This is a genomic window from Vibrio sp. YT-16 (assembly GCF_033337405.1).
In the GTDB taxonomy this organism is placed as follows: Bacteria; Pseudomonadota; Gammaproteobacteria; order Enterobacterales; family Vibrionaceae; genus Vibrio; species Vibrio alginolyticus.
Window position 1 is genome coordinate 35,414 of the sequence record NZ_JAWOQQ010000018.1, and the last position, 13,907, is coordinate 49,320.

Consider the following 13,907-nt stretch of genomic DNA (forward strand, 5'->3'; position numbering starts at 1 on the left):
AAGCCTTAGCTAGAAACAACAAAGCCGCTCTTGTTGAGCGGCTTTGACAATATAGAGACAGAGTGTAGGTAATGCTTATTTCTGTTTTACAGGACGCTGCCAGCCAGTAATTTTGCGCTCTTTGACGCGAGTAATTACTAACTCACCTTCTTCAACATCTTTTGTTAGTGTCGTGCCAGCACCGATGGTTGCGCCATCAGCGATAGTGACAGGCGCCACCAGTTGGCTATCAGAACCAACAAAAACATCATTACCGATGATGGTTTTAAACTTGTTCGCACCATCGTAGTTACAAGTGATAGTACCTGCACCGATGTTAGTACGTTGACCGATCTCTGCATCACCTAAGTAAGTTAGGTGGTTCGCTTTTGAACCTTCTCCGATGCGCGCATTTTTCACTTCAACGAAGTTACCCACATGGGAATCGTTACGCATTTCAGCACCAGGACGAAGGCGAGTAAATGGACCAACCGTACATTCTTCACCAACCGTTGCACCTTCAATCACACTGTAAGGGCGAACGATGGTGTTGTCGTCGATTTCACAATCTTTCAGTACACAACCCGCACCGATAACCACGTTATCACCCAGTGAAACTTTACCTTCGATGATAACATTCACGTCGATTTCACAGTCCATACCGCACTGTAACTCACCACGCAAATCAAAGCGTGCTGGATCGCGTAGCATGACACCTTGCTCTAGCAGCTTCTGAGCTTGCATTGACTGGAAAGCACGCTCTAGACGAGCAAGCTGTGCGCGGTCATTGACCCCTTCCACCTCAATGGCATTGACTGGGTGTACTGCCTCAACGGCACGACCTTCATCGTGTGCAGCTGCAATAACGTCAGTTAGGTAGTATTCGCCTTGTGCGTTGTTGTTGTTTAAGCCAGACAACCAACGCTTAAGATCCCCACCAGTCGCAACCATCACGCCAGTATTGATCTCTTTAATTTGTTTTTGTTCTTCTGTTGCATCTTTTTGCTCAACGATCGCCACAACAGGACCATTCTTACGGATAATACGACCATAGCCTGTCGGGTTATCTAGAATCACTGTTAGTAGTGCAATACCGCCTGTTGGCTGTGCATCTAATAGGTTTTCAATCGTTTCAGCTGAAATCAGTGGAACATCACCGTAAAGCACCAGTACTTTTTCATCGTCTTCAAACTTCGGAGACGCTTGATCAACCGCATGACCTGTACCTAGTTGCTCCGCTTGCAGTACCCAGTTTACAGGCTCTTCTGCTAGCGTTTGCTGCATTTGATCACCACCGTGACCATATACTAAGTGGATGTTTTGTGCGCCAAGACCTGTACATGTATCAATCACATGTTTTGCCATTGGCTTCCCTGCCAAAGTGTGTAGCACTTTAGGCATGTTTGAATACATACGGGTACCTTTACCCGCAGCAAGGATCACAGCACTGAATTTCATTAATAACCTATTGACGTTCTATTTTAATTGGGCGTTATTTTAAACACCTTGGAAGGATTAGTTAATGGTGGGATGTAAATTTCCAACTAAAATTAATCAAAAAGGCGACCAATTGGCCGCCTTTTTTCATGCAACGTTGCTAATTGAGCTTAGCGACGCTTTTTTGTCAGCTCGATAACTCGTAGCTGAGCAATGGCTTTAGCCAGTTCACTGGCCGCTTGTGCGAAGTCCATGTCACCATGCTGATTCTGGATTTGCTCCTCAGCGCGGCGTTTGGCTTCTTCTGCCTTCGCTGCGTCTAGCTCTTCACCACGGATAGCTGTATCAGCTAGTACAGTCGCTGTACCAGGCTGAATCTCTACCATACCACCAGAAACATAAATAATTTCTTCGTGGCCGTGCTGTTTCACAATACGCACCATACCAGGCTTGATAGCGGTCAGCAGCGGTGTGTGACCATGGAAAATACCAAGTTCACCTTCGCTACCGGTCACCTGAAACGTTTCAACACGACCAGAGAAGATTTTCTTCTCAGCGCTTACTACGTCTAGGTGAAAGGTTATTGCTGCCATATCGCCTCCTAGTTAGCCTTATAGCTTCTTCGCATTCTCAATAGCATCGTCGATGCTACCGCAGTACATAAATGCCTGCTCAGGAATGTCGTCGTATTCACCAGCTAGTAGGCCTTTAAAGCCACGTAGAGTCTCTTTTAGAGGTACGTAAATACCAGGGTCACCTGTAAATACTTCTGCTACGTGGTAAGGCTGAGTTAGGAAACGCTCAATCTTACGTGCACGAGATACAACTTGCTTATCTTCTTCAGATAGCTCGTCCATACCTAGGATAGCAATGATATCTTTCAGCTCTTTGTAGCGCTGAAGAGTCTGCTGAACACCACGAGCAACTTCGTAGTGATCTTGACCAACGACTAGTGGATCAAGCATACGAGATGTTGAATCTAGCGGGTCGATCGCAGGGTATAGACCCATTGCAGCGATGTTACGGTTAAGTACAACCGTTGCATCCAAGTGCGCGAACGTTGTTGCTGGAGACGGGTCAGTCAAGTCATCCGCTGGTACGTATACCGCCTGTACAGACGTGATAGAACCTGATTTCGTTGACGTGATACGCTCCTGAAGTACACCCATCTCTTCTGCAAGAGTTGGCTGGTAACCTACCGCAGAAGGCATACGACCTAGTAGTGCTGATACCTCTGTACCTGCAAGTGTGTAACGGTAGATGTTATCAATGAACAGTAGTACGTCACGACCTTCGTCACGGAAACGCTCTGCCATTGTTAGACCAGTCAGTGCAACACGTAGACGGTTACCTGGTGGCTCGTTCATCTGACCGTAAACCATCGCTACTTTTGATTCTTCAGGCTTCTCAACGTTTACAACGCCCGCTTCCTGCATCTCGTAGTAGAAATCGTTACCTTCACGAGTACGCTCACCAACACCAGCGAATACTGATAGACCTGAGTGCTGTAGTGCGATGTTGTTGATAAGTTCCATCATGTTAACGGTCTTACCTACACCTGCACCACCGAATAGACCGATTTTACCACCCTTAGCGAATGGACAAATTAGGTCGATTACTTTAACGCCCGTTTCTAGAAGTGCAATTTCGTTTGATTGCTCTTCGTAGCTTGGTGCACTACGGTGGATAGAGTAAACCTCTTCCGCACCCACTTCACCACGCTCGTCAATCGCGTCACCTAGGACGTTCATGATACGACCTAGAGTTTTAGTACCTACTGGTACTGAAATTGGAGCGCCAGTGTTAACCACTTCAACTCCACGACGTAAACCATCAGAGCTACCCATTACGATACAACGAACTACGCCACCGCCTAGCTGTTGTTGAACTTCAAGAACTAGACGCTCTTTTGAGTCCGTTACGTTTAGAGCGTCATATACACTAGGTACATTGCTCTGTGGGAACTCTACGTCGACTACCGCACCGATGATCTGTACGATCTTACCTGTAGCCATCGTTAATCCTCTAAACTATTTCGTTTTACCTAAGCTTAAACCGCAGCTGCACCACCAACGATTTCTGATAGTTCTTGTGTAATCGCAGCCTGACGGGCTTTGTTGTACACAAGTTCCAAATCGTCAATCAAACTGGTTGCGTTATCCGTTGCAGCCTTCATCGCAATCATTCGAGCCGCTTGCTCACAAGCAAGGTTCTCAACCACACCTTGGTATACCTGAGACTCTACGTAACGCACTAATAGCGTATCCAGTAGAGGTTTTGGTTCAGGCTCATAGATGTAGTCCCATGAATGCTCACGCTGCATCTCTTCGCTGTCCGATTTAGGCAAAGGTAGCAATTGATCGATCGTTGGTTGCTGAACCATAGTATTTACAAACTTGTTGAATACTACATATAGACGGTCCAGTTCACCTTCATCGTATTTCTTCAGCATTACGCCAACAGAGCCGATTAGGTCTTGTAGGCTTGGATTATCTCCAAGACCAGAAACCTGTGCCGCAACTTTTGCGCCACCATGTTTAAAGAAAGCTGTTGCTTTTGAGCCAACAACGGCTAGCTCAATCTCAGCACCTTTCTCTCTCCATGCTTGCATGTCTGTAACGGCTTTTTTGAACACGTTAATGTTCAAACCACCACACAGACCACGGTCTGTCGAAACGATGATGTAACCAACACGTTTAGCTTCACGCTCTTCTAGGTACGGATGACGGTACTCTAGGTTTGCGTTAGCCACATGACCGATCACTTTACGCATTGTTTCAGCGTATGGACGAGAAGCTTCCATTGCATCTTGAGAACGACGCATTTTTGAAGCTGCTACCATTTCCATCGCTTTCGTAATTTTCTGAGTGCTTTTAACACTACCGATTTTATTACGTATCTCTTTTGCGCCGGCCATCGTTACTCTCCGTTAGTTGGTGGCAGAAACTGCCACCGACCTAATTACCAAGTTTGGGTTGCTTTGAAGTCGTCAGTCAGTTTCTTCAACTGAGCTTCGATTTCATCGTTGTAAGCGCCAGACTTGTCGATCTCAGCTGCTAGTTCAGCGTATTGACCGCGAGCGTACGATAGTAGAGCCGCCTCGAAATCTAGAACTTTGTTAAGTTCTACATCATCAAGGTAACCGCGCTCTGCCGCGAAGATAGTTAGAGCTTGGTCAAATACAGACATTGGAGCGTACTGCTTCTGCTTCATTAGTTCTGTAACTTTTTGACCATGGTCTAGCTGTTTCTTCGTTGCGTCATCAAGGTCAGAAGAGAACTGAGCAAATGCCGCTAGTTCACGGTATGCAGCTAGTGCTGTACGGATACCACCTGATAGTTTCTTGATGATTTTCGTCTGAGCTGAACCACCTACACGAGATACTGAGATACCAGGGTCAACAGCAGGACGAACACCAGCGTTGAATAGCTCAGTTTGTAGGAAGATCTGACCATCGGTAATCGAGATTACGTTAGTCGGTACGAATGCTGAAACGTCACCTGCTTGAGTTTCGATGATAGGAAGAGCAGTCAAAGAACCAGTCTTACCTTTCACTTCACCGTTAGTGAAACGCTCTACGTACTCTTCGTTTACACGAGCTGCACGCTCTAGTAGACGCGAGTGTAAGTAGAATACGTCACCTGGGAATGCCTCACGGCCTGGTGGACGTTTAAGTAGTAGAGAGATCTGACGGTAAGCTACCGCTTGCTTAGATAGATCATCGTAAACAATCAGTGCGTCTTCACCGCGATCGCGGAAGTATTCACCCATCGCACAACCTGCGTAAGGCGCTAGGTATTGAAGCGCTGCAGATTCAGAAGCTGATGCAACTACAACGATAGTATTTTGTAGTGCGCCGTGCTCTTCTAATTTGCGAACAACGTTAGCGATAGTCGATGCTTTCTGACCGATTGCTACGTAGATAGAGAAAATACCAGAGTCTTTCTGGTTGATGATCGCGTCGATCGCCAGTGCTGTTTTACCAATCTGACGGTCACCGATGATAAGCTCACGCTGACCACGACCGATTGGGATCATTGAGTCAACTGACTTATAACCAGTTTGCACAGGTTGGTCTACCGATTTACGGTCGATTACACCTGGTGCGATCACTTCTACAGGCGAAGTCATTTTCGCTTCGATTGGGCCTTTACCATCGATAGGCTCACCCAGCGTGTTTACTACGCGGCCTAGTAGTTCTGGACCAACTGGCACTTCAAGAATGCGGCCAGTACCTGTAACTTTCATGCCTTCCTTAAGGTCAGCATATGGGCCCATTACAACCGCACCAACCGAGTCACGCTCAAGGTTAAGTGCCAGTGCATAACGGCCACCCGGTAATTCAATCATTTCACCTTGCATCACGTCCGCTAGGCCGTGGATGCGGATGATACCATCGCTTACCGATACGATAGTACCCTCGTTGCGAGCTTCACTAACAACTTCGAAAGATTCGATACGTTGTTTGATCAGATCGCTAATTTCCGTGGAATTAAGTTGCATGCTCCAATCCCCATTAAGACTGCAATGCATCGCTCAGGCGGTTCAAACGACCACGCGCTGAGTCATCGATGACTAGGTCTCCGGCTCGAATAATAACCCCACCAAGTAGGGTCTCATCTACACTGCAATTCAGCTTCACTTTGCGTTCAAGACGCTTTTCAAGTTTGCTGCCAATGTTTGCAAGTTGTTCATCAGAAAGCTCTGTTGCTGAAATTACTTCAACATCAATTTCTTTCTCATGTTCTTTTTTCAGAGTAAAAAACTCCGTGCAAACATCAGGAAGGGCCGCTAAACGACCATTCTCAGCCATTACCTTCAAAAGGTTTTGACCGTGCGCATCAACTTGTTCGCCGCAAACTGCAACAAAAATTTCTGCCATTTTGTCAGCAGAAACCGAACCCGTTAGTAGTTCGTTCATTTGTTCATTTTTGGCCACTTCAGCAGCAAAAGATAACATTTGGCCCCATTGGTCCAACTGGTCTTTCTCTAAAGCAAAGTCGAAGGCTGCTTTAGCATAGGGGCGTGCGATAGTAGTCAAATCAGACATATGCGCCCCCAGACTTAAAGTTTTGCAGTAATGTTGTCGAGAATATCTTTTTGCGCATCTTTATCGATAGAACGCTCAAGGATTTTCTCAGCACCAGCTACAGCCAGAGTAGCAACTTGTTTGCGCAGCTCATCGCGTGCACGATTGCGTTCAGCTTCAAGTTCTGCTTCTGCTTGCGCTAGGATTTTCTGGCGTTCTGCCTGAGCTTCCTCGCGAGCTTCATCAAGAATTTGAGACTTACGTTTGTTCGCTTGTTCGATGATCTCAGTTGCTGTGCGCTTCGCTTCTTTCAATTGATCAGAAGCGTTGGCTTGTGCTAGATCCAAGTCTTTCGCAGCACGTTCTGCTGCTTGAAGACCATCAGCAATTTTCTTCTGACGCTCTTCGATCGCTTGCATCAATGGTGGCCATACATACTTCATGCAGAACCACACAAATAGTGCGAACGAGATTGCTTGACCTAGCAGAGTTGCGTTTATGTTCACAACAGCTACCCCTCTATTTGGACTTAGTGTTAATCAGTGACAAGCGATAATCGCCCGTCCCGAGTTAAAGGTGATTAACCTAGTTGACCAACGAATGGGTTTGCGAAAGTGAATAGTAGCGCGATTACGATACCGATCATTGGAACCGCATCAAGTAGACCCGCGATGATGAACATCTTAACTTGTAGCATAGGAGCCATTTCTGGTTGACGTGCAGCACCTTCTAGGAATTTACCACCTAGCAGTGCGAAACCAATCGCTGTACCAAGAGAAGCAAGACCGACGATAATACCTACGGCGATTGCAGAAAAGCTCAGTAAAGTTTCCATTACTATCTCCAATTTATAGTTGTTGGCTTAGTGCCCAAATAAAAAGCTTTAAAAAAATTAATGATCAGGATCTTCGTGTGCCATTGACAGGTAAACAATTGTCAACATCATGAATACGAAGGCTTGAATCGTAATAACCAAGATATGGAAGATTGCCCACGGTAGTGAACCCATCCATTGTAAGTACCATGGTAGCATTGCCGCACAAAGAATGAATACAACCTCACCCGCGAACATGTTACCGAATAGACGCATACCAAGTGATAGAGGTTTCGCTAATAGCGATACCACTTCAATTAGTAGGTTAAACGGAATCATCAGTGGGTGATTGAATGGATGTAGTGCAAGTTCTTTTGCGAATCCACCTAGACCTTTTACTTTGATGCTGTAGTAAATCATCAATGCAAAAACGCCTAGAGCCATAGCCATGGTGATATTCACATCAGCAGACGGTACAACCTTAAGGTAAGGGATACCTAGCCAATGCTCTGCTGGGTATGGTAAGAAGTCGATAGGAACTAAGTCCATCACGTTCATCAAAAATACCCAACAAAAGATAGTCAGTGCTAAAGGCGCGATCAGTGGGTTGCGTCCATGGAACGTGTCTTTGACGTTATCGGCGACAAATTCAACGATCATTTCTACAGCACACTGAAGCTTACCCGGTACACCCGCTGTTGTTCTCTTTGCTACTTTGTAAAAAATTCCGAGGAAAATTAAACCAGTAAACCAAGAAAAAAACAGGCTATCGATATGTACGTTCCAGAAACTTGTCTCCGACCCTACTAAACCCAACTTGTATAGCGATAGGTTAGAAAGGTGGTGGGCAATGTAACCGGACGATGTTAGCGCTTCACCTGGCGCAGCCATAACTCATCCTATTTTTTGTTGTTAATGAATAGCACTGGTGCACAGATATTAATACCTAGTACCAGCAAATAGGTTAGTTTGAGGGGAACAAGTTCCACCTGCATATACATGTAGGCAACATAGAACAGTGCAACCGTGATGAGAATTTTCAGTACTTCACCCGTATAGAAGGAAGCAGCGATGCGCTTGGCAGCGCGAGCTCCACTAAACATGAAAGCACACAGCGCGAATACTGCATTGGCAACAACAAAAATGCCTCCGCCAATCAGCGCTGAAAATCCCCAGTCAGGATTTATGGCTACCGCCATTCCTGCTGCCACAAAAATAACCGCGCCAGACTGGATCATTAACAATTGCCTTGCGAGCTCTCGTCCTGGTCTAGCTAACGCAGCTACCATGTATTCGTACCTCTAGTAATATCCACTTCGCACTTAACTCTCTGTGCTGGGAAATTGGCGAAAATTATACGTTCAGTTCAACGTAAAGCAATTCGATTGCATCAAAAACTTACAGTTTTGTTTACAAAACGACAACTTTCGCACAAAATTCGATTAATTAGATTAATTGACCTAAATCAATTATCTCATCTAGGCCTCAAGCTTGGCAATTAGTTGGTCCAATTTGTGAGGCTCATCAAGACTTATCGTCAATTTCGCTTTTCCGTTTGCAGAACGGGTAAGAGAAACTTTTGCATCAAGCAGCTGACTCAATTTATGCGACATTTGCTCGGCTTCGGTATCCTCTTGTTGCCCTTTTTGCTCATTTTGTGGGGCTAAGCACTTTTTTACTAACTGTTCGGTTTGGCGAACAGTCATTTGCTTCTTAGCCACTTGTTGAGCTACTTCGACTTGCTGTTCGCCTTCTAACGCTAACAGAGCTCGAGCATGACCCATTTCCAATTTTTTATCTGCAACCAGACCTTTTACATCAACTTCCAACTGATTCAGACGTAATAGGTTACTGACCGTCGTTCTTGATTTACCAATCACATCGGCCACTTGCTGATGTGTCAGCGTGAATTCATCTTGTAGACGCTCAAGCGCTTGGGCTTCCTCAATCACATTCAAGTCTTCACGTTGAATGTTTTCAATCAACGCCATGGCGATGGCGGCACGATCTTCAACTTTTTTCACCAAACACGGCACGCGTTTTAAACCCGCCTGCCTTGCAGCACGCCAGCGGCGCTCACCTGCGATGATCTCAAACTGACCATTTTCGACCTGGCGAACCACGATTGGTTGAATAATGCCTTGTGATTGAATCGAAGCCGCTAGTTCTTCTAGCGCTTCAGGCGCCATATCTTTACGCGGTTGGTATACGCCCGGCTGCAATTGACCAATCGCTAAATCGGTTAACTCACCGTCTGCCGATAATTCTTGGCTATGCGATGCAATATGCTGTTTTTCACGAGCAAACGAACTGGTCGACAATAACGCATCCAGTCCTTTTCCGAGACCACGCTTAGACATGGGATTGAATTCCTTAGGTTAGAGTTAAACTGGGATTTCTTCGCGGCGGAGCATTTCGCCCGCTAGAGCAAGATACGCTTTGGCACCTGCGGAGTACTTATCGTAGTACATTGCAGGCTTACCGTGACTTGGCGCTTCAGCCAAACGAACATTACGCGGAATGACAGTACGGTAAACTTTATTCCCAAAGTGTTTTTTAAGTTGATCGGATACTTCATTCGATAAGCGGTTGCGTGGGTCGTACATGGTACGCAATAAACCTTCGATTTTGAGGTTTTCATTCACAACAGCCGCTAACTTGCTGATTGTATCCATAAGAGCAGTTAAACCTTCTAACGCAAAGTATTCACATTGCATCGGCACCAACACAGAGTCAGCTGCCGCCATCGCATTGATTGTAAGAAGGTTTAGAGAAGGAGGACAATCAATAAAGATGAAATCATAGTTATCGCGAACTGACGACAATGCATTTTTTAGACGCACTTCACGAGCGAAAACTTCCATCAATTTGATTTCTGCCGCGGTTACGTCTCCGTTCGCCGCGATCAAATCATACTTCCCTGTTGTTTGGGTACAAACGACTTGATCGAACGGTGTATCTTCGACCAAAAGATCGTATGCGGTGGCGTCGACCATATACTTATCCACGCCACTGGCCATCGTAGCATTGCCTTGCGGGTCGAGATCGATCACCAAAACCTTGCGCTTTGTTGCCGCCATCGAAGCCGCTAAGTTAATGCACGTTGTTGTTTTGCCGACCCCACCTTTCTGGTTGGCTATTGCTACAATTTTACCCACGATTACCTCGCTAATTTTCCTTGCGCGATAAGATTACTAGATGACGATCACCTTCCAACTCAGGAACAGCCAAAGATATGATCTCTGTCACACTGCACCATTCAGGAAGCTGATCCATTTCATCTTTAGGGTGCTGTCCTTTCAGCGCTAGAAACACCCCGTGCTCTTGTTTCGGCAAATGGTGGCACCATTCCACCATGTCTGTCATTGAAGCAAAAGCTCGACTCAAAACGCCATCAAATTTTTCTTCAGGATGGAATTCTTCGACGCGACTTTGAATTGGTGTCACGTTTTTCAGCCCTAATGTGTGCACGACTTGCTTGATAAAACGGATGCGTTTGCCAAGACTGTCGAGCAAAAAGAAGGTTTTCTCAGGGTTCATGATTGCCAAAGGGATGCCCGGTAACCCCGGACCAGTACCAACATCAATGAAGCGCTCACCGGACAGGTGTGCGCTTACAACGATACTATCAAGAATATGTTTCACTAACATATCAAGCGGATCACGTACCGATGTTAAATTGTACGCTTTGTTCCATTTGTCGAGCAGTTCGACATAACCAACTAACTGCTCTCGTTGCTGTTCTGACACTTCCAAATCGGTTTTCGCGATCAGTGAATCCAGCTTTGTTCGCAATGCGCTCATTATTCTTCCTCACCTTTCTTCAGCAAACCATGCTTTTTCAAGTGAACAAGTAGAATAGAAATTGCAGCAGGCGTAATACCAGAAATGCGTGATGCAATACCGATGCTCTCTGGTTTGGCCTCGCTCAGTTTAGCAACGACTTCGTTTGATAAACCTTTTACATCGCGGTAATCCAAATCAGCAGGTAACTTGGTATTTTCGTGACGCAGTGATTTTTCGATCTCTTCCTGCTGACGCTTGATGTAACCATCGTATTTCACTTGAATTTCAACTTGCTCAGCCGCTTGCTGATCTTCAAGAGCAGGAGCAAACGCTTCAAGTTGCGTCAGTTGCGAATAAGTGATCTCTGGACGACGCAGAAGATCCTCACCACTCGCTTCACGGGCCATTGGGGTTTTCAGCAGCTTGTTCAGCTCATCAACACCCTCTGACTTCGGATTCATCCACGTTGCTTTCAAACGCTGACGCTCCGTTTCCATATTGTTGATTTTCTCGTTAAAGCGAGCCCAACGAACATCATCAATCAAGCCTAGCTCGCGCGCTTTTTCCGTTAAACGTAAATCGGCGTTATCTTCACGAAGTAGCAGGCGGTATTCCGCACGAGAAGTGAACATGCGGTACGGCTCTTTGGTACCCATGGTCGATAAGTCATCAATCAACACGCCCATGTAAGCTTGGTCACGACGTGGGCTCCAGCCTTCTTTGTCTTGGCTAAACAAGCTTGCGTTTAGGCCCGCCATCAAGCCTTGCGCTGCGGCTTCTTCGTAGCCAGTCGTACCATTAATCTGGCCAGCAAAGAACAAACCATGGATGAACTTCGTCTCGTACGTTTGCTTCAAATCACGTGGATCGAAGAAATCATATTCAATCGCATAACCTGGGCGAACGATGTGTGCATTTTCAAACCCTTTCATTGAGCGCACGATTTGTACTTGCACATCAAATGGCAAGCTGGTCGAGATACCATTAGGGTATAACTCGTGCGTGGTTAGGCCTTCTGGCTCAATGAAGATTTGGTGGCTGTTTTTGTCAGCGAAACGCATCACTTTGTCTTCAATAGACGGACAGTAACGAGGACCAATACCTTCAATCACACCTGCGTACATTGGACTGCGATCCAAGTTACTGCGGATCACATCGTGAGTTTGTTCATTGGTGTGGGTGATGAAACATGGAATCTGACGCGGATGCTGTTCACGTTTGCCCATGAACGAGAATACAGGCGTTGGGTTATCACCGTGCTGAGCTTCTAGCACTGAAAAATCAACAGTACGAGCATCAATGCGCGGTGGAGTACCTGTTTTTAAACGATCCACACGGAACGGCAGTTCACGCAGTCGATCCGCTAATGCGATCGATGGTGGATCCCCGGCACGACCACCAGACGAGCTTTCCATACCTATGTGGATCTTACCACCAAGGAAGGTACCCACGGTTAGCACAACGGCTTTCGCATGGAAGCGAAGTCCCATTTGAGTTACCACACCAACTGCGCGATCTTGTTCAACAATCAGATCATCAACTGATTGCTGGAACAACGTTAAGTTAGGCGCATTTTCTAATGCATTACGAACGTACGCTTTGTACAGAGCGCGATCGGCTTGAGCTCGAGTTGCTCGTACTGCAGGACCTTTGGAGGCATTTAGTGTACGAAACTGAATACCTGCATGGTCGATGGCTTCAGCCATCAAACCGCCCATAGCATCTACTTCTTTTACTAAGTGACCTTTACCAATACCACCGATCGCCGGATTACAAGACATCTGGCCTAATGTATCGATGTTATGGGTAAGGAGAAGCGTTTTTTGTCCTGTGCGTGCAGATGCGAGCGCGGCTTCCGTTCCTGCGTGTCCGCCACCGACAACAATGACGTCAAAGTTTTCGTGATAAAGCATGAACTGACCTCAGGTATTCAAAGGGATTTAATGGACAGATAAAGGAGCCGTATTTTACCTGCTTTATGCCAGAGAGAAAAACGTTTTCTCGTTTTATCCGTTTTAAGCTTCAAGATAAATATATATAAGATCTATATATATGATCTTTTATTAGATCTACTATTAGGATCGACCGTTTCTGTGGATAACCTAAAAATGATCAACAAGATCATGGATCTTCTTTGGATCATATCTTGTGATCATGATTGGATCAGATCGAGGATTACCTGGGATCAAAAGTGGTGGTTATACACAGGGGGTGAAATTGATCAAAGTTGTTATTGGGATAACTAAAGGAAAATCACTGGATCTTATTGTAGTTATCCACAGTCTGTTTGATTGGTTTTTGAGCGGTTAAACAAAATAATTTGGTGGGAGTTATTCACATGGGAGAAAACAGAGCCGAATTTCGACTCTGTTGAAGGGAAAGTCGTGAGTTTAAAAACGTTCGATATTCTCTTTTAACCACATTTCTGCGGCGTCTTCTGGCACATCATGGCTCAGTACATCGATTTTAAAGCAATCTGCGAGAGGGGTTGCACCAATATCCTCTAATAAATCATAAGCGTGTTGACCAGCGGCACAGAACGTATCGTAGCTAGAGTCACCAATCGCAATCACCGCAAATTTTACATCAGTCATTTTTGGCGGTGTATTTTGTAATGCTGCGATAAAAGGTTGGATATTATCAGGATACTCACCAGCTCCATGTGTAGAGGTGATCACCAACCACGTACCTTGATTTTCGATATCACTGAGGGAAGGCTGGTTGTGGATCGTTGTTTCAAATCCATTCTCGTTGAGTAGATCACTCAGGTGATCCCCTACGTATTCTGCGCCACCTAACGTGCTGCCTGTAATAATGTGGATCATACTTCTTCCTTATTGAATGCGACGGCTAAAGCTCATG

The 13,907-nt window shown here is 45.7% G+C and carries 15 protein-coding genes; all 15 read right to left on the minus strand.

The features are described 5' to 3' along the window. Window positions 1-75: 75 nt before the first annotated feature. Window positions 76-1,437, minus strand: coding sequence for a bifunctional UDP-N-acetylglucosamine diphosphorylase/glucosamine-1-phosphate N-acetyltransferase GlmU (gene glmU / locus R7F07_RS21370; RefSeq protein WP_017635597.1), 1,362 nt, complete (start codon window positions 1,435-1,437; stop codon window positions 76-78). Window positions 1,438-1,586: 149 nt separating this feature from the next. Continuing rightward, complete coding sequence (locus R7F07_RS21375) at window positions 1,587-2,009, minus strand: F0F1 ATP synthase subunit epsilon (RefSeq protein ID WP_005378937.1); 423 nt, start codon at window positions 2,007-2,009, stop codon at window positions 1,587-1,589. A gap of 18 nt (window positions 2,010-2,027) precedes the next feature. Next, window positions 2,028-3,431, minus strand: coding sequence for a F0F1 ATP synthase subunit beta (atpD, locus tag R7F07_RS21380; protein WP_005383849.1), 1,404 nt, complete (start codon window positions 3,429-3,431; stop codon window positions 2,028-2,030). 35 nt (window positions 3,432-3,466) lie between these two features. Then, the gene (gene atpG, locus R7F07_RS21385) at window positions 3,467-4,333 is read right to left on the minus strand and encodes a F0F1 ATP synthase subunit gamma (RefSeq protein ID WP_005378932.1); all 867 of its coding nucleotides are present in this window, start codon (window positions 4,331-4,333) and stop codon (window positions 3,467-3,469) included. 44 nt (window positions 4,334-4,377) lie between these two features. Further along, a complete protein-coding gene (gene atpA / locus R7F07_RS21390; RefSeq protein ID WP_005378931.1) occupies window positions 4,378-5,919 on the minus strand; it encodes a F0F1 ATP synthase subunit alpha in 1,542 nt (513 codons plus the stop codon). A gap of 13 nt (window positions 5,920-5,932) precedes the next feature. Next, window positions 5,933-6,466 (minus strand): F0F1 ATP synthase subunit delta, encoded by a 534-nt coding sequence (gene atpH / locus R7F07_RS21395; protein ID WP_017635596.1) that lies wholly within the window; start codon window positions 6,464-6,466, stop codon window positions 5,933-5,935. A gap of 14 nt (window positions 6,467-6,480) precedes the next feature. After that, a complete protein-coding gene (gene atpF / locus R7F07_RS21400; protein WP_005378929.1) occupies window positions 6,481-6,951 on the minus strand; it encodes a F0F1 ATP synthase subunit B in 471 nt (156 codons plus the stop codon). A gap of 74 nt (window positions 6,952-7,025) precedes the next feature. Beyond that, window positions 7,026-7,280 (minus strand): F0F1 ATP synthase subunit C, encoded by a 255-nt coding sequence (gene atpE, locus R7F07_RS21405; RefSeq protein ID WP_002540812.1) that lies wholly within the window; start codon window positions 7,278-7,280, stop codon window positions 7,026-7,028. A 57-nt stretch (window positions 7,281-7,337) separates the two neighbouring features. Further along, complete coding sequence (gene atpB, locus R7F07_RS21410; protein WP_005378922.1) at window positions 7,338-8,150, minus strand: F0F1 ATP synthase subunit A; 813 nt, start codon at window positions 8,148-8,150, stop codon at window positions 7,338-7,340. An 8-nt stretch (window positions 8,151-8,158) separates the two neighbouring features. Continuing rightward, the gene (locus R7F07_RS21415; protein ID WP_005378921.1) at window positions 8,159-8,548 is read right to left on the minus strand and encodes a F0F1 ATP synthase subunit I; all 390 of its coding nucleotides are present in this window, start codon (window positions 8,546-8,548) and stop codon (window positions 8,159-8,161) included. Between the two features lie 189 nt (window positions 8,549-8,737). Further along, window positions 8,738-9,619, minus strand: a complete 882-nt coding sequence (locus R7F07_RS21420) for a ParB/RepB/Spo0J family partition protein (protein ID WP_005383840.1) — start codon at window positions 9,617-9,619, stop codon at window positions 8,738-8,740. Window positions 9,620-9,643: 24 nt separating this feature from the next. After that, window positions 9,644-10,417, minus strand: a complete 774-nt coding sequence (locus R7F07_RS21425; protein ID WP_005383838.1) for a ParA family protein — start codon at window positions 10,415-10,417, stop codon at window positions 9,644-9,646. Between the two features lie 10 nt (window positions 10,418-10,427). Beyond that, window positions 10,428-11,063 carry a 16S rRNA (guanine(527)-N(7))-methyltransferase RsmG gene (gene rsmG, locus R7F07_RS21430; protein WP_017635595.1) on the minus strand — a complete coding sequence of 212 codons (636 nt, stop codon included), beginning with the start codon at window positions 11,061-11,063 and terminating at the stop codon, window positions 10,428-10,430. Continuing rightward, a complete protein-coding gene (mnmG, locus tag R7F07_RS21435) occupies window positions 11,063-12,958 on the minus strand; it encodes a tRNA uridine-5-carboxymethylaminomethyl(34) synthesis enzyme MnmG (protein ID WP_005378901.1) in 1,896 nt (631 codons plus the stop codon). Before mnmG ends, rsmG begins: the two co-directional genes overlap by 1 nt. Before the next feature lie 477 nt (window positions 12,959-13,435). Further along, the gene (gene mioC / locus R7F07_RS21440; RefSeq protein ID WP_005378900.1) at window positions 13,436-13,870 is read right to left on the minus strand and encodes an FMN-binding protein MioC; all 435 of its coding nucleotides are present in this window, start codon (window positions 13,868-13,870) and stop codon (window positions 13,436-13,438) included. Window positions 13,871-13,907: the final 37 nt, after the last annotated feature.

Bases quoted from the DNA above. Each gene is read 5' to 3' on its own strand.
- glmU (WP_017635597.1), bottom strand. From the start codon at position 1,437: ATGAAATTCAGTGCTGTGATCCTTGCTGCGGGTAAAGGTACCCGTATG.
- R7F07_RS21375 (WP_005378937.1), bottom strand. From the start codon at position 2,009: ATGGCAGCAATAACCTTTCACCTAGACGTAGTAAGCGCTGAGAAGAAA.
- atpD (WP_005383849.1), bottom strand. From the start codon at position 3,431: ATGGCTACAGGTAAGATCGTACAGATCATCGGTGCGGTAGTCGACGTA.
- atpG (WP_005378932.1), bottom strand. From the start codon at position 4,333: ATGGCCGGCGCAAAAGAGATACGTAATAAAATCGGTAGTGTTAAAAGC.
- atpA (WP_005378931.1), bottom strand. From the start codon at position 5,919: ATGCAACTTAATTCCACGGAAATTAGCGATCTGATCAAACAACGTATC.
- atpH (WP_017635596.1), bottom strand. From the start codon at position 6,466: ATGTCTGATTTGACTACTATCGCACGCCCCTATGCTAAAGCAGCCTTC.
- atpE (WP_002540812.1), bottom strand. From the start codon at position 7,280: ATGGAAACTTTACTGAGCTTTTCTGCAATCGCCGTAGGTATTATCGTC.
- atpB (WP_005378922.1), bottom strand. From the start codon at position 8,150: ATGGCTGCGCCAGGTGAAGCGCTAACATCGTCCGGTTACATTGCCCAC.
- R7F07_RS21415 (WP_005378921.1), bottom strand. From the start codon at position 8,548: ATGGTAGCTGCGTTAGCTAGACCAGGACGAGAGCTCGCAAGGCAATTG.
- R7F07_RS21420 (WP_005383840.1), bottom strand. From the start codon at position 9,619: ATGTCTAAGCGTGGTCTCGGAAAAGGACTGGATGCGTTATTGTCGACC.
- rsmG (WP_017635595.1), bottom strand. From the start codon at position 11,063: ATGAGCGCATTGCGAACAAAGCTGGATTCACTGATCGCGAAAACCGAT.
- mnmG (WP_005378901.1), bottom strand. From the start codon at position 12,958: ATGCTTTATCACGAAAACTTTGACGTCATTGTTGTCGGTGGCGGACAC.
- mioC (WP_005378900.1), bottom strand. From the start codon at position 13,870: ATGATCCACATTATTACAGGCAGCACGTTAGGTGGCGCAGAATACGTA.